The following is a 21417-nucleotide window of genomic DNA, read 5'->3' as shown; positions in this document are numbered from 1 at the left end:
ACGGAACATTGAACGGTTCGCCCAGTTCAGGAGATCATGTCCGTCGTCCCGTCCCCGTTTCAGGCCCTGCGTTCCGAGATCGCCCGCATCGAGGCGTCCCGACGCACGCCGCGCGGCGTCCTGCCGTTCGGCCTGGACGCCCTCGACCGTCGGCTGCCCGCCGGCGGCCTGGCGCTGGGCGCGCTGCATGAGGTGGCCGGCGGCGGAGACGGCGCCGTGGACGGGGCGGTCGCCGCCCTCTTCGCTGCGGGCGTCGCCGCCCGCACCCAGGGTCCGGTGCTTTGGTGCGTGACCCGGCCGGATCTGTTCGCCCCGGCCCTGGAACAGGCCGGCCTCTCGTCCAACCGGGTGATCTATGTGGAGGCCGGCGACGAGGCCGGCGTGCTGGCCGCCTTCGAGGACGGCCTGCGCCACGGCGGCTTCGGCGCGGTCGTCGGCGAGGTGGCCCGCCTGTCCATGACCGCGTCCCGGCGGCTGCAACTGGTCGCCGAGGACAGCGGATCCCTCGGCCTGGCGGTGCGACGATGGCGTCGCCAGGCCGAGGCGGCGGACTTCGGCCAGCCCACGGCCGCCGCCACGAGGTGGCGGGTCACCGCCCTGCCCTCCGCCCCCCTGCCCGTCGCCGGCGTCGGACGCCCGCGCTGGTTCGTCGAACTGATCCGCTGCCGCGCCGGAGCCTGCGCGGATTTCGAACTGGAAGCCTGCGATGAGACGGGTCGTCTCGCTCTACCTGCCTACCTGGCCGACCGACCGATTGCGGCGCCGGCTTGGACCGGACGCGCCGTCGCCTGACACGCCCCTGGTCCTGGTCGGACGCCAGGGGCGCAAACGGCTGGTCCTGGCCGCCGACCCCGCCGCCCTCGCCCATCGTCTCCATCCCGGCATGGCGGCGACCCAGGCCCGCGCGCTCTTGGGCGATCTGGTCGTCCACCCCTTCGATCCCGCGGGAGACGCCGCGGCCCTGGATCAGCTCGCCCTGTGGGCGCTGCGCCGCTACGCGCCCATCGTCGCCGCCGACCCGCCGGACGGACTGGTGCTCGACGTCACCGGCGCCGGCCACCGCTATGGCGGCGACCAGGGTCTGCTCGACGATCTGATCGCCCAGACGGCCAGCGTCGGCCTCGACGCTCGGGCCGCCCTCGCCGACACCTGGGGCGCCGCCCACGCCCTCGCCCGCCAGGTCGCCCGACCCACCACGGCGGTCGAACGCGGCGGCCCCGCGATCCGCCATCTTTCGGTGCGCGCCCTGCGCCTTCCCGCCGACATGGTCGAAGGCCTGGAGCGTCTGGGGATCGACACCATCGGCGAGCTGGAGGCCAAGCCCCGTGCGCCCCTGGCCCTGCGGTTCGGCCCCGAGCTGACCCGTCGGCTGGACCAGGCCTATGGACGCGCCCCCGAGCCGATCACCCCCATCGACGCCCCACAGCTGATTCAGGTCCGACGCCTGTTCCCCGAACCGATCGGCGCCCCCGAGACCCTGGCCCGCTATACGCTCAAACTGGTCGAAGTCCTGAGCGCCACCCTTGAAGGCCAAGGCCTTGGCGCGACACGGCTCGATCTGCGCTTCGAGCGGATCGACAACCGGACCGAGGCCATCCGCGTGGGCCTAGCCCGCCCCGTCCGCGACGTCGGACGGCTCGCACGCCTGCTCTGCGACCGGATCGAGACCATCGACCCCGGCCTCGGCGTCGAAGCCATGGTCCTGGCCGCTCCGGTCGTCCTGCCGCTGGACTGGTCGCCGACCTCCGGCGACCTGACCGGTCAGGCCACGCCCGACATCGGCGACCTCGTCGATCTTCTGGCCAATCGTCTCGGCCCGCAAAACCTGTATCGCCTCGCGCCCGCCCAGAGCGACGTCCCCGAACGCGCGACCCGTAAACTCCCCCCCACCGCCCCGCCGGTGACGGAGACCTGGGCCCGACGCTGGCCGCGCCCGTCGCGGCTCCTCGCCCGCCCCGAGGCGATCGAGGCCGTCGCCCTCCTGCCGGATCAGCCGCCGGTCGCCTTCCGCTGGCGCGGCGTTCGCCATCGGGTCAAAAGGGCTGACGGCCCCGAGCGGATCTTCGGCGAATGGTGGCGGCGCGACGGCGAACGCGACGCCGTGAGGGATTATTTCCAGCTGGAGGACGAGGCCGGGGCCCGCTTCTGGGTCTATCGGCGCGGCGACGGCGAGCAGGCGCAGACGGGCGACCTCAGCTGGTGGCTCCACGGCCTGTTCGGCTGACGCCGGCCCAGCCTCACCCCATGTCAGCCTTGGCCTTCAGCGCCGCGATGCGCAGCCCGCACAGGTCAGCGACCAAATCACGAAGCCGGCGGGCGCGCGCCATCAGCCACTCCAGATCCTCGACCGAAGCATCGTACTGATCGCTGTAGCGCGCCTCCACATAGGCCCGCTTCAGCAGTTCGAACCGACGGCGATCAAACCGGCTCTCACGCGGCCAGGCCTCGACCAGACCCGTGTCCACATCCTCCGCCAAAGACCGCAGGAACTTGATGTTGTGAGAACGCGGGAAATAGAAGGTGTGAACCAACAGGAAGCAGGCGTAGGCAGTTTCAACGGCTTGGTGGAGGTTGAAGGCCGCTTTCTTGGGCCATTCGCCAGACCGGCCCTTGGCTAGGGCGACATCTGCCAGCTCCAGCCATTCCTCGATGGAGGTCGATAGTTTTGCGAAGTCGCTGGCTGCACTTGCGTGAGCCTCTGCGGCCGTCATCGGCTGCGGCGTTGCGAATGGATGGCCAGGGATCTCGTAGAGGGCGATGCCGTCCCGAACGATGTCGGTCCAGAAGTACTCCCCGCGCCGCAGCGCGGCGTTCACCTCCTGAAGGTCGTGGACGATCAGATTGACCGTGCGGCCGATGGCGGGGTCACGAAGGATCTGATCTTCCGAGTTCCACCAGTAGTCGGCGATGTTGGTCAGCTTCTCGTGGTTGACCACAACCAGCAAATCGAAATCAGAGAGGTAGCCGTTCTCAGGCTCATCGACCCAATCCGTACGGGCGTAGGAACCGAAGAGGATGATCTTGAGGACCTGGCCAGCACGGCGCCAGCCGGAGTTCGCCCCGCCGCCGCTGTGCTTGGCCGATTCGAAACCCGCAAGCAGGATATCGCGAACTCGCTGGAGTTCACGCTGCTGGCGCTCAGGAAGATGGTCGAGGTCGGACCGCATCGGACGATTCTAACCGAAAACGACACGAACGCATCTCCGAACGGCAGAGCTAAGTAAAATATACGTTCGGGGATACGGATCTCGTCGGCCGTCGTCGCGATCCGGCGTCAGCTATGCGCCACCAGCGGATCTTGGCTCTCGTGCGAACATGCGATGTTCAGATCGGACCCGCATCGCCTCGACGATCCGCGCGCCCGACTTAACGATCTGCTAGCCCTGCGCCGCGACGCTCAGACTCACTATTAGTCGTTAACGCCACCGCCGCCAGCAAAGCGTTGCTTGAAGCCCTCAAACCAAGCCTCGACCATAGCCGAGTATGGTTCTTTCGCGTCCTTAAGCGCTTTAATCTGGGCGAGGGCCTCATCGCGGCCGGCACGCGCGGCGGCGGCTGCGTCTCCCGTCTCGACCTTTGCGAAACTGATTGCTGTGTTCCCAAGGAACTCTAGTTGGCGCAGCAATCGCGTCCGATCTTCGACCAGCCGCTGACGGTTCAAGCCATAAATTTGGATGGAAGCCGCTCCACGCTCTCTTTGAGCGACATCCCCGATGGGCATGAGGAGGCTGGCGGGATGTTTGGGGTCGAGGGCGTAGGCTAGGCTCTCTGCAGGGTTATCAACGCACGGATTGAGCAGTAGGGGCATTTCGGCGCTGAAGTCTTTGGCTTCGGCGACAGCCCGCACGCCAGCTGCGGCGAGCGGAAAGCTGTCTTTCTTGCCGGCATTGACCTTTGGGGGGCGGGTGGTGCGAGCGAGCACCTCTAGGCTGGAAGAGATCTCAACTAGGACCTGTCCGCGCATGCGATTGCAGTCGATACAGCTGGGAAGAAGGTTTTCCCACGCCATGGCGATCCACCAATATCCCCCATGACCAAGGTCGTCAGCGACCTTACCTTTTGGTCGGTAGTGATCGACATCCATTGGGGCTGACGCCGCGTAAAATGTCTCGCAGTAGGCGCATTTGCCGTGGAACAATCCCTCCAACGTCTCTTCGACGTCGTCTTCTTTGTAGGCCTTGTATTTGAATGGATCGCGCTTCTTCTTTCCAGCTGGGATAGGAGGGGGATTGTTGTGATACTCCCTTGCGTTAACCAACTCGTCATCCCCCACCCCGCCGGGCATGAGCGATCCGGGCGTTGCGACAGCGCCTTTGTCGACGAAACGCATTCAGAGGCCTTCCAGCACGCGAAGAATTTCCGCCTTGGTGGTGTCCTTCAGATCGCGCAGGGTCTGACTGCTCGCATCGCGCCGCTTCTCTAAGAACTCTGCCACCGCCTCCTGCACAAGCCGATGAACCTCCGTGGAGCCGACTGGCAGGGCGCTTGAGATATCCGCCTCGAAATCGTTCAGGACCTTAGCGTCGCCTCGGGCAAGTCCGCCCCGAGTTCGCGCCGCCATGAGGTCGGCGATGTGCGCCAAGCGCCGATCCGCCGCGGCGTCATCGGTCGAATTGAGCTGGAAGAAATCACTGGTCAGAAGCTGCTCGACGCGGAGGTCTGACGCTCGCGGCAAATCCTGCATCTGCTCGACCACCATCGGCATCTCGCTATCCACCCCCGCATCGCTCGAGGCGACGCGTTGCAGGACAACGACTTCGTGGTCGCCCATGCCTCGAAGACACAAAGGATCGTGGGTCGTGACCACAAACGTCATGCCCGGCAGGGCCGCACGCAGGCTGGCCATGACCTGCATTTTCCAACGGGGGTGAAGGTGGGCTTCTATCTCGTCGATAAGCACCACTCCCTGCGCGGTCTCAAAGCCGTCGAAGGCTTCATAGATCTGTCGGTCCAATAGACCTTTCATGATGTCGCACACCATCGCCAGCATGGAGCGGTATCCGGAGGAGACGGCCTTGAAGGGTGTCCAACTGAACCGCATTTCCCCGGAGGGCTCGGGAACGGCCGTCACCATGTACAGACGCCGGCTCCCTGGCTTTCTGCGGATGACGTCGAAATCGCCCTCGATCGAGAGGAGATCGCGCAAGGTCCGCACGACCATATCGAACTGATGAGCCGGTAGCTTTTTAAGCCACGGCTCAGGATTAGCCAGGTGATGGGCATCGAACAGATTGCGGATATGCCGGTCGTGAGCCGTCTGCCGCGAACCCGTCGAGAAGCGGCGGAAGGCGCCGTAGGCGAAGACGGGCACCCGGTGATTGCCGAGCTCGCCTGACAGATTTGGATCAGCCCCTTGCTCGATCGACATGCGAACGAACTGCCCGGTGGCAAACTCGATCTCCACGCGAGCGCGTCGAGCTGCGGGACCGTCGGCGCTGCCAAGCTGAGCGGGGTCCAGAAGGAAATCCTCCCAGTCCAGGTCCAACGCGACATGCGCTTGTCGGGAGGCCAAACTCAACGCGATCGCTTCGAGAATTGAGCTCTTGCCGGTCGCGTTTTCGCCAAGGATCATTAGTGACGCCGCTTTGGAAGATGCTCCCTCCTCCCCTTTGGTCGCATTACCGAACTCCAAGGCCAACCGCTCGATCGACTTGAAATCCGTGATCTGCACGCGCTTCATTGGGGTCCGCGCCGTATAGACCGCCCCCGACGCCCAACGGCCACCCCTTAAGCTCTGATCTTCGCGGCGAAGCGCGGCGAGAGCGGAGGCGAACGTGCTGGAAGCGCCCCCCGCCCCCCCGAGCCGTTCAAAGAACACTCGAACGTTTGACCTTGTCACGCTTCGCTGCAGCCGCTGTTCAAGCGCGATCCATCGCGCAATTCGACGCAAGAGGAGGAACCACGTCCCGCCAAACTCCTGAGACGAAAAATCGAAGAGGGCCCACCAGCCTTTATCGCCCTTGGGCGAGACCTCTTGGTTGAGCAGCGCCTGCAGCTCGTCAATCCGATCCTGGTAGACTTGATAACGCTCATTGCGCCGCTCTGCCCGGTTCAGATCAAAGATGGCGATCGTCAGTTCGCCGCGCCGTGAATCACCGATGAGTTCGCCGTCGAGTTTGGCCGTCAAATGCCTTTCGAACCGCTGGCCGGAGCATGGATCTAGCAGCATCGCGACTTCCTTAGGCGGATAGGCCCGCCACAGGCCGTCGTTGCGCTCGACATAACCCTCGACCTGCCGGAGCGAGGGCAGATTGGCCCGCGGGCCGTCGACTGGGAATTGGGCCTCAACCGGAACGCAGGTTTCGCAGATGGGTAGGAGGTTCTGCCACGCATCAGCGAGCCAGAGATAATACAGGTGCGGGTCTGCTCGATCGGCGAGCGGCAGGGCGTTCCCGGATGGCCGGAAGCGGTGCACGACGAGAGACCCTCGGGCTTCACAGAACGCACATCGTCCGCCGCTCATCGCTGAGACGGCTTTCACGAGTTGCGGATCATCGCTGGGCACGCCAAGGCGCGGGGGACTGGTCTGAGAACGACGTTTACGGTCAAGGGACCAGAACTCGAGCAGACGCCGTCGCGACGCCACGGCCACTCTCTGGCCGAGCACGGCGGGCGGCTCGCTAGGACGGTTAATCGACTGCATGAGAACTCGCGCGGGGGGCGCCACTGGTCGCTACGCGGTTCGCCAGTTTCGCGACCTGTAGAACGGTCCAGCTTGGCAGATCCGCCTCCGCCTCTGCGCGTCTGCGGGCTTTGGTGCCCAGATAGTTTTTGTATTGCGGGTCGGGGTGGGCGTCCGCCAGCTCCCGGATCGCTTCATAAGCAAGTTGACCGGGCAGTTCGGACAGCAGGCCGAGCAGGCGCTCTCTCGCGTCTTGAGCGTCATCGCGGGCCGTCGGTGAATAGACCCCGGTGTTCGCACGATGGAGATCGTCAGCAACACGGATCTGTTGATGTGTCAGAAGGTAAAAATCCTTCAGAGCAGTCGGCGTGCGGAACGTCCAAAATAGCGGGCTGGCCGTCCGGAAGCGACCGAGGAGCGCGACGCAGAGCGCCGTACAGAAGGCCTCAGGGTCCGAGATCTCCCCACGGTCAAGGCGTCCTCTGAGGTCTGGCAAACCGCTCGCCTGATCTGCGTCGATCCAAAGCGCCTGCCACGTCGGTCGATGCGCTTCCGGCGTCGTTGCGTTCGCAAGCTTGGTCTTCGCAAGATTAGCGATGACCGATGGCTCGCTTGCGCCGCCCATCACGATCGCCCGGCAATGGTCCAAAGCCTCGAGGGTCGCGGGTTCATGTCCCTGCAGCCACGTCAGCACGGCCGAAGCGAGCTCCTTATGGAGCCACGGGGCGTAGTAAACGATGCGCGATAGGACGTAATGGAGGGACTGATCCGGCTGCGTGTTCTCAAGTTCCCACCGAAGTTCGTTCCAGAGAAACTCACGCGCGGCATTGGGCTTCGATCGGTAGAGCGGCTCGAACCATTTCGGAAAGCCGTTAAGCTCACGCAGAGCGTATCGGAAGGCGCGCTGAGCGAGCTTTGGCGTGAGCGCCTGGAGTGCGGCCGGGTCTTGAAGTTCAAAGCTCAACCCGGCCATGGCGAAGATCAAGACGTAGGGCGTGCTGTTCCCGTCCCAATCGTCCGACCGCAGGCCGGGATTGTACGCTCTCCACGCATCCATGGCGCCGTCACGATAAGCTGTTGCGACGTCAATTCCGAAATCGGGGATCAGACGTCGCCAGTTGGCTCCGTCACTCCATGTGGAACTCATCCCGTCGCCCTCCAGGACGCGCATGAGATTGTACTGATCCACGCCCAGCTTGCCGGCCTCAAGACCCGGAGGACGCCGAACCGCTGCAGGATCGGCGACGAGACGAGCGTGGAACTCAGCCCGCAGGCGCGCATCCTCATCGTCGCGCTCGCGTTTCTTGCGAAGGCGGTCCCGCTCATAGCGCTCATATTTCTCAGAGGAAGAAGATGGCGGGGGGTTGAGTCTCTGCTCGAGCGCAGTCTCCAGCGCAGGGCTCCCAGCCACTTCGGCTTGGAGGGCGGTCAGATTGCTGGCTTGCTTGCCACCCTCCACATAGGTCCTCACGGAACGTGAAAGCGCGACCATCTGATCGTCGCCGGAACGGCTTGCGACCCAAGACAGCGTGCGTGACAAGCTATCCTGCTCAAAGGCCCAAAAGTGGTCCATCCACGTGACGGGCCAGTCGTCCACCAGCGGCTCCGACGACGCCCGTCGTCGATGACCAACTGTCCACCAGAAGAGCGCATCATTGAGCTCGACCCACTGCGGCACAGTCTTGCCGAGGGTGGAACTGCGCTCCCCATAGCGCTCATTTTTCCAGAACCGCAGGCTCGCTGCGCCTGCGAGAACCGCTAAGACTGCAGGGTTGAGCGCGGTGGGATGTCGTGCATCCACCAGCCTCTCAGCGACGTGCAAAGCAGGCCCGACAAGCCATGCATGCTCTTCGGAGATCTCGCAATCCTTCGGCTCCACGTGAGGCGCGCGCGTGAGAAAGCCGGCCAGGCCCATGATCAGCCCTGTGACCGGGTCTGCGGCGGAGGTGGTCGGGGCGGGCAGACGTTCGATAAATCCCGTGAACCCTTGCCTCAAGCCGGTGACCTCGAACTCCTTGTGGGGTTCGAGCCGGTCGATCGACGCCAAGATCAGGTCAACTGCTTCAGCGGTTCCAGGAGCATGATCGAGCAGCTCTGCAAGCAGTCGTCTTGGCAAGAGATCGCCGCGAGCGATCAGGTCGCGCCACAACGCGAGTAGAGTAGTCGATTGCGCGACACTGCCAACGGCTCGGATCGCTACCAGACGGGTATAGATCCCTCTGTGCACATCCGACGCAATTTCGACCATCAACGGCACACAGATCGCCAGTTGCCCCTGCCAGACGAGACGTGCGAGCACGAACAAGGCGTCGTCGTTCGTCCGGTGCTCGACGATGAGCTTTAGGACCTCGCTGGCGATATCCGTTTGGGCGATGCGCGCCACTTCGCTGTTGTCGAGACCGTTCACCATCGATGCAGGCTCGATAAGACGGTAGATCAACGCCGACAGCATGGTCCGTCTCACGTCGAGCTTTAGGCTGGCGGGGTCCCCGCCCTCAACCGCGACTTCCGGGTATTCGCTCAGGACCACTTCACACACGCCATCGTCCAGCAGGATGAGCCACGGCAGGATCGGGCGGAGCCGGCGGGCCAGGCTGGTTTGCCCGAATTGGCTCCGGTAGATGAGGCTGTCGAGATGGTCACGCGCGTTGGGATCGTCCATCCGAGCGGCGAACCAGCTTGCGGCCAGGAGCTCCCTGATTTCTCTGTGGCGAAACCGAACCTCTCCATAGACGGGCTCACTGAACAGCCCGGTTCCCAGCAAACCGGTGATCTCGGGATCAGACCAACCGGTAAGCAGGTCATCAACTTGGATCGCTGTCGCGCCACCGCCGCCTGGTAGGCGGAAGCTCGATTTACCGGTCAGAACAGCGGCGACCGCAAGCTCTTCAGCCGCCGTCCTTGCCTTGACGAGCGAAGTCCCTTTGAGCGCCCCAAGATGGTGGCCAATGCTCGTTTGCAAGACCTCCAGCCGAGACCCAAACACCCCTCGCGCCGTCCAGCTTTCGACGAGTTCCTGAAGATCGAATGGCCTCTGCGCCAACGGCATGAGCGCGCCGCGCTTCACAGCTTCCAAAAACGGCCCAGTATCCGGGACGCCCCTATGCTCAGAGAACAGACTGATGTCCGCGTCGTTGAGCGGGGCGAGGAAGTAGAGTTCGACGGGCGTGCCGTCTTCGGATTTGACCTGCGAGACAGTCACAGTAGCGCCCTCTTCGCTGTCGTCGCCGGTCTCGGCTTTTGTATCGCTGGATGCGAAGGGAAGAACCTCCTCGATCAGCGCGCGATCCAAGGCGCTTCGCCACGCGTAAGGCCGGCTCGATATGACCACATGGGCCCGCTGGCGAGCGTCACGAATCTTCGCGCCGAATGCCCGGATAGCGTCTTCAAACGCGCGAGGGTTTCCCAGCCGAACCTCATCGACGGAATCGAGGAAAAACCAGGCTTCTTCAGAGCCGGCCAGCCAATCGCGAAAGGCGGCCTCGTCGCCGGTTTCGAACGCGTTTTCGAAGTTTGCGTGGATGTCTTCGATCCGGATGAAAAAGGCCGGGCAGCCCTCCTCGCTCAGCTTCCGAGCGGCGGCCATAAGCTCATAAGTCTTTCCCGCACCAGCCTCCGCCAGGATCACGACGCGGAACTGGGCCAAGAGATCGCGCCAGCCTTTTCGCTCCCCGCCAGCGAGCGACTGCCAAGCCTCACCGAGCGCTAAATCCTCAGTTTGGTAGGCCCGAGAGATGGACACGAACTGACGTGATAGGGGAACGGCGGTGGACATCAGGGTCTCGAACTTGGCCGACTGTTGCGGCTGGAATCGACGGCTTCATCCGCCGCCCGTGGTGCAACTGTGCCGAGAAGGACGCCCTAAGCCAAGCTTCGAAACACTCGGTCGATTCTCCACGTCGCCACTCCTCCGCTCCCTTAACTAAGTCAGGTCACGACCGCCGCCCTGCTGAGCCCGTAACTGAACACCGATTTTCACTACTCACCTCTAACGAGATTCGCGTGCCCGCGATTCCGGCGTCTGAATCATTCAGGATCGAATATGAACCGACCTTCATAAAGTCTGAACCAGCTCCGACGGCCCGCAGAGCGGACCTTCCGCGTTCGGCAGCTAATCAACGTCTTTCCCGAGAGCAGACGTCGCCAAATCCCGCTTTGAGTCAGTGTCAGTCATTGGCCGATGTCGCCAATGCGCCGCCAGTTGCGGAAATTCGCTCGGCACCCGGGAATAGACATTCAGGAAGCGGAAACGCGATGATTTCTGACACCAACGAGCTGTGATTTAAACCTTCCGAGACCAAGGGGTCCCAAGGCCCTTATGAATGTCAGGCTCAGCTATGAGCCTCTTCTCGTGCCCATAGATTGGGCCGCTGGGTCGTTGCTTCCGTAAAGCCAAAAAAAGTGCGACCGTCAGAGAACAGATCAGACACGGATACTGCAGCGGTGATTACTTTAGAGCGAACAAGCGCGGGAGATCTCGAAACGCGATTGATCAGGGCGCTTGCGACCCGCAGCGTCGCCGTTCCCACCACCGACCGGGACGATGTTCACATTCAGACCGCGGTGGCGACGAGCTGGCGGCGGACGAGCGAGGCGGCAGGCGACGTCGAAGAAGCCCTTGCCGACCTTCGGACGAAGTTTCGGGCCGGTGAAACCTTCCAGCCACGTGCGCTCCAGGTAGCAATGAAAAGGTTCATCTACGAGGCGGCGGAAACATTTGAGCTGTACGGCAAACGGCTCGGCTTCAGACTATCGCTCGGGAGGTCGAAGCCTGACTTGGCGTACATAAAGCACTACCTCGAAACAGCCAAGCGGTTGGGCGCGCCGACTGCGATCGTCTGCAACCACATGAAGCATAAGGATCGTGAGCTGAACACCGGGGTCTTTGTGTCGGAAAGAACCGGAGACACGGCTGTCGTCTATCGTGTCACCGCTCAATACGCCGAGGGCCAGGCTTCAGATCGCGCAATCCACAAAGACGGTCCCGTCACATCGTACTCGAAGTCTCTGCATGAAATCCTGCATCGGCTGCTTCGGGTCGACCACGCTGCTGGCGAAGTGATCATCCGCCTGTCAGAAAACAGTCCAGCCGGGGTCACCTCCGCATCGTCGACTCTAGGTCTTGCCCGCGCTATCGAAAAGTTGGCGACCGCTCCCCTCTCACTGGCAAGCTCCGAGTCAACTCAGTTCGACGGACTGGAAATCCAACGAGAAACGATCACTCTCGCTCGCATCGGAGGTCAGCGTGTGTCCGAGCCGACTCGGCGCACGATGAGCTCAACGGTGGACCCCGTATCGCGCAGCATTCAACTCATGATCTAATCGCTCAGCAAGGGACTGGGGGCGCCGGTACTGCGCCATACCAGAACTCGGCTTCCTCCCCATTCCTGGACGGAACTGCCATTTTTGCAGTCCGTAGAGCAATAAATCACGTCGTCGTTAGGAAATATGGAGGCGTTGTTGAGCAGGCGTGCGGCGTTGAACGAGGACCAATACATCGTCAACCCAGAGGTGACGGCGCTCGTCGAAGATTTGGTGAGCCAGGCGAAAGCGGCATTCTCGGATCGACAATATGCACTGCACGGTGGGGAGGTTAGGCTTCTGTGGGCGGCCCAGCGGGCCTTCAGGGCTGACGCAGGCATTGGGCCCACAGGAAGTCACGAAATCACCATCAGCTACGGAGCGGGAAGCGAGATCTACCGAGACGCTTTCGTGCTAACGGAGTTCTGCGCTCACCACTTTAACGACTCTCGATACGACGAAATCTACGACGCGCTTGACTATGATGGCCGGCGCGACGTCCTCCCGGATGGTCTCAGCGTTGAGGCCGCGAAGATAAACATTATGCGCACGACGCTGCATTGGCTTTATCTGCACGAACAAGCGCACCTGTTTCAGGGGCACGGCAATGTCGCCGAAGCTGTCGGCGCAGGCACGCTGCTCGGCGACAACCTAACCATCATGGAGATGGCCGTTGCAGGTGCGGCACCGCTTGAAGGCCGCGATGCCGCTGTCCGCCACGCCTTTGAATTGGCGGCCGACCACGAGGCGACAAACCTGATGATCGCCAGCCTAGCTACCACGCCCGGGCCGCTCGCCATCAGGGACCTCTGGTGCTTTACGGTCGGAGCGATGTGCTTATTTTTCCTATTCGATGACGAATCTGGCACGCCGATTGGCTCAGCGGCGAAAGGAACGCACCCCCCGCCAGCGATGCGTATGCGCCTTTTGATCCGTCAGATCCTTTGGTTCGTCCAGAACACCAGCGTGCGGGCGCATGTGGGTCCGCTCCATGACCTTGAATTCGCAGCCAAGGTCATGGAGCACGCGACGGTCACGGCCACCATGTACTGGCAAATTCGCTATCTCGAGCAGCGCGACGGACTGCCGACATTTCTTGAATCGACTACCCATCCCCAGTCGGTGCCCGAACCCTACCGCCAACAGATCTTCGAAATCTGGAAGGAACTCCGCCCACTGATCGTAGCGGAGCACCTAGGATGGGGTGAGGCATCCATTTTGGAGATCGAAACACCCGACAGTCTGGCATAGCAGCGCGCGCGCCCCGCCCGAGGCCAGACGTTCTTAAAGTCCGCAACGAGTCATTCTGCGACATTGGCGCCGCTCGCTGTTCGGCGGCCCGTCTCAAGCCCCTCAATTGTTGATCCGGTCTGAAATCTACAGCGCGCCGCCCGCACTTGCGCGGAGCCGCCACCTGGCCTGCAATGATATCGGCCCATGTGACGGTCGCGTCCGGGAAATCGGTGCTGCCGCCATATCAGATGTGCCGCCCATCAAAGCGCGTCCCTCCAGGACGCCTGCGACCTTCAGGACTCGGCGTGACCGAAGTCGGACCGCTGTCGGCCGGGCCCCGTCCTCGCCCCATTGCGAAGCGCCGTCTGGATGCGATCGATCAGCTCGGCCGGCTTGTAGGGCTTGCCGAGCACGTCCATCGCTTCGGCCTGAGGGCCTTCCAGCGCCATCTGATCGTTGTAGCCGGTCGTCATCAGAATGGGCGTGGCGGGGCTGAGCCGGCGGATTTCCTGCGCCAGGGCCACGCCGTTCATCTCGCCGGGCATGACGACGTCGGAAAACACCAGATCAAATCCGCCCGTTTCCAGAGCGGCCTTGAAGATCCCCAGCGCGCGGTCGGCGTTGTGGGCCACGGTCACCCGATAGCCGAGATCGCCGAGAATCTCCGAAGACATGGCCGCGATCTGCTCCTCATCTTCCACCAGAAGCACCCGAGGCGGCGTCGTCAAACTGACCGGGCGTGCGTGGAAGTTGGAAGGTTCGGCCTCAAGACCGTCTCGGGGGTCGAGCGCGGGCAGGAGCAGGCGGACCGTCGTGCCCTGGCCCTCATCGCTGTCGATCTCAAGCAAGCCGCCGGATTGAGACGCGAACCCGTGCGCCATGGCCAGACCCAAGCCGGTCCCCTTGCCGGTGGGCTTGGTCGTGAAGAAGGGTTCGACCGCCCGGTCCCTGACATGCGCAGGCATGCCGGGACCCTGATCACTCACCTCGATCGATACATAGTCGCCGGGGGCAAGGCCGCCACGACCACCGTCGGCAAGGTTCAGCTTCCGGGCCGCGACCGTGATCTCCCCCTCCCCGCCCAAGGCGTCGCGCGCATTGATCACAAGGTTCAGGAGCGCCGTCTCCAGCACCACCGGATCGACCTTGACCGAGGGAAGCCGGCGCTGAAGGTTCAGTTGCAGGGTGCAGGCCGTTCCCGTCGTGCTGTCGAGCAGCTCCGCAAACCCGTTGATCAGGGCGGCCACCTCCACCGCCTTCGGCTCAAGCCGGCTGCGCCGCGCGAAGGCCAGAAGCTGTCGCGTCAGTGACGCGCCGCGCTGGGCCGCCGTTCGCGCGGCATTGAGGAAGCGGTCGAGGACAGCGGGTTGGTCGCGCCGGGAATCGATCCGCTCCAGGCTGCCGTCGATGATCTGCAGGATATTGTTGAAGTCGTGAGCCAGGCCGGCTGTCAGCTGGCCGATCGCCTCCATCTTCTGGGACTGGGCCGTCTGCTGCTGCGCTTCGCGTCGGGCCGTGACATCCAGCTGACTGGCGAAGAAATAGAGCAGTTCCTGGTCCTGGCCATAGACCGGGCCGATGAAGACCGCATTCCAGAACGCCGAGCCGTCGCGTCGGTAGTTCAGGATCTCGATGGCGATCGCCTCGCGGTCGGCCACCGCGCGTCGCAGCGCCGAGACCGTCTCGTCGTCGGTCTCGGAGCCCTGGAGAAAGCGGCAGTTGCGGCCGAGGATTTCCCCCAGCTCATAGCCGGTCAGATCCAGAAAGGCGTTGTTGGCGAACACGACCGGATTGTCGTCCTGGCGGGGGTCCGTCAGGATCATCGGCATTCGCGTCATCTCCAAGGCCGCAAAGAAGACCCCGCCCCGGTCGTCGAGGCCGTCATGGTCGATGACGCTCTGCTTCCAGTGCCTCTTGCCGACGCGCCCCATCAGGCTTTCGTTCGGGCTTTCCATTTCGCCATCCGCAGGCTGGCCTGACGCCCGTTCATCCTGCATGGCTTTCGTATTCCGTCGTCCGATCTCAGAGCCGCATGGAAAGCATGTGAATCTCCAGTCGTCCAGCGGGCAAACGCGCGCAGATGCGGCTAAGATACTGGACTCCTTGAAAATCGGCGCGGATAAGCGTTGCTGTCAGCGCACCTGCGTCTGTGGAGCCTCATGCATCACGACATTTTTCGAGCCCCGATCTGGCGCGGCTACGCCTTGGCGATCCTGGCCTGGCTGGTCGCCTTTGCGCTGCGTTACGCCCTGGCGCACTCGTTCCCGCCCGGCTTTCCCTATCTGACCTTCTTCCCGGCGGTCGTCCTCGTCGCCTATTACGCGGGCCTTCGCCCCGCCATCCTCACCGCCACCTTGTCGGGCCTGTCGGCCTGGTGGTTCTGGATCGGTCCGACCGGCTTCGATCTCGGGGTCGCGACCCTGGTCGCCGTGGGGTTCTACGTTTTCGTCGTGGCCGTCGACATCTTCTTCATCGTCGGCATGGACGGCGCCTCGCGCCGATTGGCCCGCGAAGTCGAGCGCAACGCCGCCCTGGCGGCCAGCCGCGACCTCTTGCTGAAGGAGGTGCAACATCGCGTCTCCAACAACATCCAGGTCGTCAGCGCCCTGCTGAGCATCGAGGCGCGCGGCGCCGCCGACCCCGGCGCACGCAAGGCCCTCAGCAACGCCTCCGCCCGCACGGCTCTGGTTGCGCGCATCCAGCGGAACCTCGCGGAGGCCGAACACCAGACGGCCGCCTTCAACGCCCTTGCCCGCGAGGTCGCCGACGACGCGCTCACGGCGGCGGCCCGTGACGACGTCTCGGTGACGATTTCCGGGGACGGCGTCATCTTGTCCGCCGAAGAGGCCACGCCGGTCGTGCTCATCATGCTGGAGTGCGTGAACAATGCGCTCGAACACGCCTTTCCCGCGCGACCCGGCCGGATCGCCATCAGCCTGTCGGACGACGGCGCGCACCGGACCTTGTGCGTCGCCGACGATGGGGTCGGGGCATCCATCCCCTCCAGCCCCGAGCCAGCCAGTCTGGGCCTCAAGATCGTCCACGGGCTCGCACGGCAGCTTGGCGGGGACTGGTCACTGTCGCCCGCCGAGAAGGGTTCGGTCGCGACGCTCACCTGGCCCCGACCCGGTGATCTTTAGGCTCGGAGCCAAGGACACGCCTCGGGTCGATCGGATCGTGAAACGCCGCAGGGCCGGTCGCGCGTTCAGCCGAGACAAGGGGCCAGATCGGGGTTGGAGGGCTTTTTCTGCGGTGACGCTCGAACTGTAAGCCGACCCAGCGATTGGGACGCAATGCCTTTCGCCGCCCGCGTCCTCAAAGAAGAAGCGATGAAGTATCGGAGACTTAGCCGATACATCACCGACGCACGCACCCTGGACGTCCTGGACGCCATGGCGGCCGACCTCGAGGCCAAGGCCGCCGTCATCGAAGGCTTGGCTGCCGGTCAGGTTAGTGGGGGAGACCGGGAGGGCTGACACGGACCGACCGTCGAAACCGCTAGGCCGCCGTCGTCGCGGCTCGCCCGGAACACGTCCGGCGGCCTGCTCGGGCGAAGACGTCATCGGCCGGGTCGCCGACGCGCAGCAGGCGAAGGCTGTCTGCACGCGCAACGGCGGCGCTTGTCGTCCAGATCTCTGACGGCGTGCAGACTGGCGGTGGCGACTCTGGAATCTCAGCCCCGATTGATCGGCGAAGTTGAAGTCGGAGCGGGACGACGAAAGGGCGGCCACACGGTCTCGTGCCCGAAGAGCCCGACGGCTCAAAACAAGGCTTTGCCAAGGTGCTCATCAGACCCCCTATTCGGGGTATGGCGCCCGTCACCGCTGGAGGTCTCGACGCGGCTGACGGAATGGATCAGTTTGAGCGGGTCGAACAACCGCAATGATGCTCGCCATGCGCCTTTTCGCCCTGCTTCCCATCCTTCTGCTCGCCGCATGCGCCCATGCACCGGCATCGGATCCGCGCGCTGAAGCGACCGCGGCGTGCCTGGGCATCGCGGCGAGAAACGGCGTCGCGATCGGCGGCGCTCCCGCTCAAGACACCGTCGTCATGGGGCCGGACTATGTGGTGGGAGAGAAGACCTGGCCGGCGACCTCGGGCCGGGGCGAGGTGCTGTGCACGCTCCACGACGACCAGGTCCAGTCGGTGGCGGTCGGGGGCAAAGACGTCTGGCGTCGTCGTTGAGCCGCTAGGATAGACGCAACCGGCCGATCCGTGCGGAATGCCGAGGGGCGACCGGCGTCAAGCCGCAAGCGCGCGCCGGGGTTGACCGCAGGATGCCGGCCGCCAAGTCTCGATGCCGAGGACGCCCGCCCCCTCGCGGGGGCGGGTCTGGGGTCACCAGTTCTCGGGAAGGGTCGGACCGTTGCCGCCGCACACATAGATCGGCGTCGCGTCATAATAGGGCGAAGGCACATTCGCCCTCAGGACGTAGCTGTAGCTGCCGGAGCGTCCGCAGCCGCGATCGGAGATCTCGCCGAGGTATTCGGTCTTCGCGGCGTCGGCGTAATAGACGTAGTGGTAGGCGGTCAGGTCGGTCTGAGCGACGGCCGAAGTGACGCCGGCGGCGGCGACCAGGGCGGCGCCGACAAGCATGGCTTTAACGCGGATTTTCATCGGGTTGTCTCCATGTGCACGCCCCATCGCGTGCTCAGGCAGAGCACACCGACGACGCGCTGGAAGCCACTCTCGCACGCGTCACAAACCACGTTCCCGTTGTGAAGCTTGAGGGGTCAGAGGAAACGCGCGCGCCCGACCAGCCGCTTGAAAAGGCTGTCAGCGCCGACGAGGAGGAGGCCCAGCAGGTTCATCGGTCGCACATGCCGCCACTCTGGCGACCCGGTCACCATAAGGATTGGTAATCACCCTGCCAGGCTTACGACCAACCGATATCCAAATAGCGGAATAGGTCGCCGGCCTCAGGCCAGGCCGAGCTCGGCTGTGTCGGGATCGTCATTGCCGTTCGTCGCTGGCGCCGGTCCCAGGCCTCAGCGGGCGGCGTCACGGCCTCTTCGGCCAGGCGCCCTGCCCTTCGCGGAACGAGAGCCGCGCCCGACGCCTTATCACAGGAAACGAGACCGCCATGCCCTGCCCTCCCCGCCTTGCCAGCCCCGCCCTCGTGACGGGCCCTATCCGGGTCTTCCTCTGAGCGGCCGCCGCGGCGCGGCTGCGGAGCGCGTCGTCACCCTGTTGGGCGACTCCCTCACCGCCGGCTACGGCCTGAAACCCGCCGAGAGCCTCCCGCGTCAGTTGGCCAAACGGCTCGAAGGCGGCGCGCCACCCATCCGGATTGTCGGCGCCGGCGTGTCCGGCGACACCACCGCCGACGGCCTGCGGCGGGTCGACCGGGACGTGCCGGCCCAGACCGACCTCTGCGTCCTCGCCCTGGGCGCCAACGACATGATGCAGCTGGTCCCCGCCGACCGGGTGAGGACCAATCTCCTGGCCATCATCGACCGACTGCAACGCCGCGGCGTCTCCGTCCTCGTCTGCGGCATGCGCGCCCCGCCCTGGTTCGGCGCCTATGCCTGGGCCTTCGACGCCGTCTATCCCGAGGTCGCCCGGGCGTCCGGCGCGCCCCTCATGCCCTTTCTAATGGAGGGGGTGGCGCTCCATCCCGCCTATGTCCTGCCGGACCGGATCCATCCCAACGCCCTCGGCGTGGGCCGCATGGCCGACGCCCTCGCCCCCCATGTGCGCGCCGCCCTCGATGCCCTTGCGGCTCCAGCGTCGCGGTGACCGGAATGCGGATCGCCACCTTCAACATCAATGGCGTCAATCCTCGGCTGCCCAACCTCCTCGCCTGGCTCGAACAGGCCCAGCCCGAGGTGGTCTGCCTGCAGGAGTTGAAGGCGACCGACAGCCAGTTTCCCACTGCCGAGATCGAGGCGGCCGGCTATGCGGCGGTCTGGGCCGGCGAGCATCGCTGGAACGGCGTCGCCATCCTGAGCCGGGTCGGCGAGCCCGTCGTGACCCGACGCCGGCTGCCGGGCGAGGCCGACGACCGCCAGGCCCGCTATATCGAGGCGGCGGTGAACGGCGTGCTGATCGGCTGCCTCTATCTGCCCAACGGCAACCCCAGGCCGGGCCCCAAGTTCGCCTACAAGCTCGCCTGGGCCGACCGGCTCATCACCCATGCGGCCTCGCTCTATCCCACGGCGGCGCCGGTCGTCCTGGCCGGAGATTACAATGTCGTGCCGACAGACGCCGACATCTACAACACCCGCTCGTGGAAGACCGACGCCCTGCTCCAGCCCGAGAGCCGGGCGGCCTTCCAGAGCCTGCTCGACCAGGGCTGGACCGACGCCCTGCGCGAACGCTTCCCGCACGATCCGCCGCCGTGGACCTTCTGGTCGTATTTCCGGGAGGCCTGGCCCCGCGACGCGGGCCTGCGGATCGACCATCTGCTGCTCAACGGCCCCGCCGCCGAACGCCTGAGCGACGCCGGGGTCGACCGCGCGGTAAGAGGCGCCGAGGGCGCCAGCGACCATGCGCCGGTCTGGATCGACCTCGCCTGACCCGACCGCTCCGGGACGCCCGACAACAGCCGGCCGCCCCATCGATCGTCAGTCGGCCAGGGTTCGGAAGGTGACGGAATAGCGCAAGGCCGTCATCGGCGTGATCGAATGCTCCCAGGCCGCCCGCGCCTCCCCCGACAATCGATAGGCCGAGCCGCACGCCAGCGGCGCATTTCGCCGCAGAAAGCCCGCCCCCTCGCGGCGGCGCAGCCGCATCACGCAGGGCGCCAGCAAGGACAGGCCCAATATCTCGCCATAGACAGGGCGGTCGCGATGCCAGCCGATGCCGGCGCCCGGCGGATATTCATTGACCAGGACCTGGACGAAGGCCGCGCCGTCCAGATCAAGACGATCCGCCAGCCGTGCCATCAAGGTCGAAAGACACGCCGGCCATCCCGCGCCGTCGCCCTCGCGGTCGAAGGCGGCGATCCGCCGATGGCCGAGATAGCCCAGATGCTCATAGGGCTTGAACGCCAGGGTCTGGAGCGCCTCCACAAGCGCATCCTGTCCGGGCGCCGACAGGACGTCGGCCCAATAGTCGAACCCTGCAACGACCGGCGCAAATACAGGCGCCTCTCCGAACAGGTCGATCTGCGCCGATCCGGTCACGACAGGGCCAGTTGTTTCGCCGCCGCCGCCGTCGTCTCCAGATTGGACAGGCTGACCCCGACGAGCCGCACGCCCCGGGTCGGCGGATAAAGGGAGCGGACCAGCAGCCGACTGACGTCGCGCAAGGCCTCGCGGGAGGCGACGGGCTCGGACAGGGACCGGCTGCGGGTCGACTGCTGGAAGTCCGCCCATTTGACCTTGACGGTGACGGTCCGTCCGCGACTGCCCGCCGTCTCGCACCAGGCCCAGACCTCGTCCGCCATCGCTGCCACCCCGGCCTCGATCGCCTCGGCCTCGGTGAGATCGGAGGCGAAGGTGGTTTCCGAGCCGCTCGACTTGCGGGTCCGGTCCGGATTGACCGGCCGGTCGTCCTCGCCGCGGGCGATGGCGTAATACCAGGGCCCGGACTTGCCGAAATGATGCTGGAGAAAGGCCAGGGTCTGGCGGCGCAGATCCGCGCCGGTGCGGATCCCCAGCCGCTCCATCTTGGCGGCGGTCACCGGCCCCACGCCGTGAAACCGCTGGACCGGCAAGGTTTCGACGAAGGCCTCACCCCGGCCCGGCGCCACCACGAACTGGCCGTTGGGCTTTCTCTGGTCGGACGCCAGCTTGGCCAGGAATTTGTTGTAAGAAATCCCGGCCGAGGCGGTCAGGCCTGTCTCCTCCAGGATCCGCCGCCGGACCGCCTCCGCCGTCGCCGAGGCGGTCCCCAGGCCCCGCCGATCCCCAGTCACGTCGAGATAGGCCTCGTCCAGAGACAGGGGCTCGATCAGGTCGGTGTAGTCGGCGAAGATCGCATGGATCTGCGCCGAGACCGCGCGATAGACCTCGAAGCGTGGCGGGGCGAAGACGAGGTCCGGGCATTTGCGCAGGGCGGTCGTCGAGGGCATGGCCGAGCGCACACCGAACCGCCGCGCCTCATAGCTGGCGGCGGCGACCACGCCGCGCGCCGCCGCATGGCCCACCGCGACCGGCCGCCCGCGCAGGGCCGGATCGTCCCTCTGTTCGACGGAGGCGAAGAAGGCGTCCATGTCCACATGGACGATCTTGCGGATGGCCGATCCCTGCATGACGGCCTGCATATCAAGACGAGAACAAAAAGGAAACATTTCTCAAAGGCGACGCTTGCCTTCC

17 protein-coding genes are annotated in these 21417 nt (G+C 64.7%); 9 read left to right on the top strand and 8 right to left on the bottom strand.

Translation table 11 applies throughout. The features are described 5' to 3' along the window. The first annotated feature begins 36 nt into the window (after positions 1–36). Together ACP693_RS10330 and ACP693_RS10325 are read left to right on the top strand one after the other, a co-directional pair. The gene (locus ACP693_RS10330) at positions 37–792 is read left to right on the top strand and encodes an ImuA family protein (RefSeq protein ID WP_426017062.1); all 756 of its coding nucleotides are present in this window, start codon (positions 37–39) and stop codon (positions 790–792) included. Next, positions 707–2224, top strand: a complete 1518-nt coding sequence (locus ACP693_RS10325; protein WP_426017063.1) for a Y-family DNA polymerase — start codon at positions 707–709, stop codon at positions 2222–2224. Before ACP693_RS10330 ends, ACP693_RS10325 begins: the two co-directional genes overlap by 86 nt. A gap of 13 nt (positions 2225–2237) precedes the next feature. Here ACP693_RS10325 and ACP693_RS10320 read toward each other — a convergent pair whose 3' ends face one another. From ACP693_RS10320 to ACP693_RS10305, 4 genes are all read right to left on the bottom strand, one after another. Continuing rightward, the gene (locus tag ACP693_RS10320) at positions 2238–3167 is read right to left on the bottom strand and encodes a HEPN domain-containing protein (RefSeq protein WP_426017064.1); all 930 of its coding nucleotides are present in this window, start codon (positions 3165–3167) and stop codon (positions 2238–2240) included. A gap of 242 nt (positions 3168–3409) precedes the next feature. Beyond that, a complete protein-coding gene (locus ACP693_RS10315) occupies positions 3410–4330 on the bottom strand; it encodes an HNH endonuclease (RefSeq protein ID WP_426017065.1) in 921 nt (306 codons plus the stop codon). Next, positions 4331–6643 (bottom strand): AAA family ATPase, encoded by a 2313-nt coding sequence (locus ACP693_RS10310; protein ID WP_426017066.1) that lies wholly within the window; start codon positions 6641–6643, stop codon positions 4331–4333. Beyond that, positions 6630–10397, bottom strand: a complete 3768-nt coding sequence (locus ACP693_RS10305) for an NACHT domain-containing protein (protein ID WP_426017068.1) — start codon at positions 10395–10397, stop codon at positions 6630–6632. Before ACP693_RS10305 ends, ACP693_RS10310 begins: the two co-directional genes overlap by 14 nt. Positions 10398–11110: 713 nt before the next feature. Between ACP693_RS10305 and ACP693_RS10300 the strand changes: the two genes are divergently transcribed. Both ACP693_RS10300 and ACP693_RS10295 read left to right on the top strand, forming a co-directional pair. Continuing rightward, the gene (locus ACP693_RS10300; RefSeq protein WP_426017070.1) at positions 11111–11944 is read left to right on the top strand and encodes a hypothetical protein; all 834 of its coding nucleotides are present in this window, start codon (positions 11111–11113) and stop codon (positions 11942–11944) included. Between the two features lie 156 nt (positions 11945–12100). Then, positions 12101–13174 (top strand): hypothetical protein, encoded by a 1074-nt coding sequence (locus tag ACP693_RS10295; protein WP_426017071.1) that lies wholly within the window; start codon positions 12101–12103, stop codon positions 13172–13174. 275 nt (positions 13175–13449) lie between these two features. Here the strand turns inward: ACP693_RS10295 and ACP693_RS10290 are convergent, their stop codons facing one another. Beyond that, positions 13450–15111: a response regulator gene (locus tag ACP693_RS10290; RefSeq protein ID WP_426017073.1), complete on the bottom strand. Its 1662-nt coding sequence runs from the start codon at positions 15109–15111 to the stop codon at positions 13450–13452. 204 nt (positions 15112–15315) lie between these two features. Here ACP693_RS10290 and ACP693_RS10285 point away from each other — a divergent pair, with 204 nt between their 5' ends. From ACP693_RS10285 to ACP693_RS10275, 3 genes are all read left to right on the top strand, one after another. Continuing rightward, a complete protein-coding gene (locus ACP693_RS10285) occupies positions 15316–16296 on the top strand; it encodes a sensor histidine kinase (protein ID WP_426017075.1) in 981 nt (326 codons plus the stop codon). A gap of 189 nt (positions 16297–16485) precedes the next feature. After that, positions 16486–16632, top strand: a complete 147-nt coding sequence (locus ACP693_RS10280) for a hypothetical protein (RefSeq protein WP_426017076.1) — start codon at positions 16486–16488, stop codon at positions 16630–16632. 418 nt (positions 16633–17050) lie between these two features. Further along, on the top strand, positions 17051–17341 hold the full coding sequence (locus ACP693_RS10275; protein WP_426017078.1) for a hypothetical protein: 291 nt from the start codon (positions 17051–17053) through the stop codon (positions 17339–17341). Between the two features lie 153 nt (positions 17342–17494). Here the strand turns inward: ACP693_RS10275 and ACP693_RS10270 are convergent, their stop codons facing one another. Continuing rightward, complete coding sequence (locus ACP693_RS10270) at positions 17495–17773, bottom strand: hypothetical protein (RefSeq protein WP_312598743.1); 279 nt, start codon at positions 17771–17773, stop codon at positions 17495–17497. Positions 17774–18346: 573 nt separating this feature from the next. Here ACP693_RS10270 and ACP693_RS10265 point away from each other — a divergent pair. Both ACP693_RS10265 and ACP693_RS10260 read left to right on the top strand, forming a co-directional pair. Continuing rightward, positions 18347–18895, top strand: coding sequence for an arylesterase (locus ACP693_RS10265; protein WP_426017079.1), 549 nt, complete (start codon positions 18347–18349; stop codon positions 18893–18895). A 5-nt stretch (positions 18896–18900) separates the two neighbouring features. Further along, positions 18901–19674, top strand: a complete 774-nt coding sequence (locus ACP693_RS10260) for an exodeoxyribonuclease III (RefSeq protein WP_426017081.1) — start codon at positions 18901–18903, stop codon at positions 19672–19674. Between the two features lie 48 nt (positions 19675–19722). Here ACP693_RS10260 and ACP693_RS10255 read toward each other — a convergent pair whose 3' ends face one another. Both ACP693_RS10255 and dinB read right to left on the bottom strand, forming a co-directional pair. Further along, positions 19723–20283 (bottom strand): alpha-ketoglutarate-dependent dioxygenase AlkB, encoded by a 561-nt coding sequence (locus ACP693_RS10255; protein WP_426017083.1) that lies wholly within the window; start codon positions 20281–20283, stop codon positions 19723–19725. Then, positions 20280–21353 carry a DNA polymerase IV gene (dinB, locus tag ACP693_RS10250; RefSeq protein ID WP_426017085.1) on the bottom strand — a complete coding sequence of 358 codons (1074 nt, stop codon included), beginning with the start codon at positions 21351–21353 and terminating at the stop codon, positions 20280–20282. The genes ACP693_RS10255 and dinB overlap by 4 nt, the downstream gene beginning before the upstream one ends. Between the last annotated feature and the right edge of the window lie 64 nt (positions 21354–21417).

Origin of the sequence: Brevundimonas sp. TWP1-3 (assembly GCF_049896085.1) — a bacterium.
Taxonomy (GTDB): domain Bacteria; phylum Pseudomonadota; class Alphaproteobacteria; order Caulobacterales; family Caulobacteraceae; genus Brevundimonas.
Note: the sequence above shows the minus strand (reverse complement) of the source record. Positions and strands in the feature narration are given on the sequence as shown.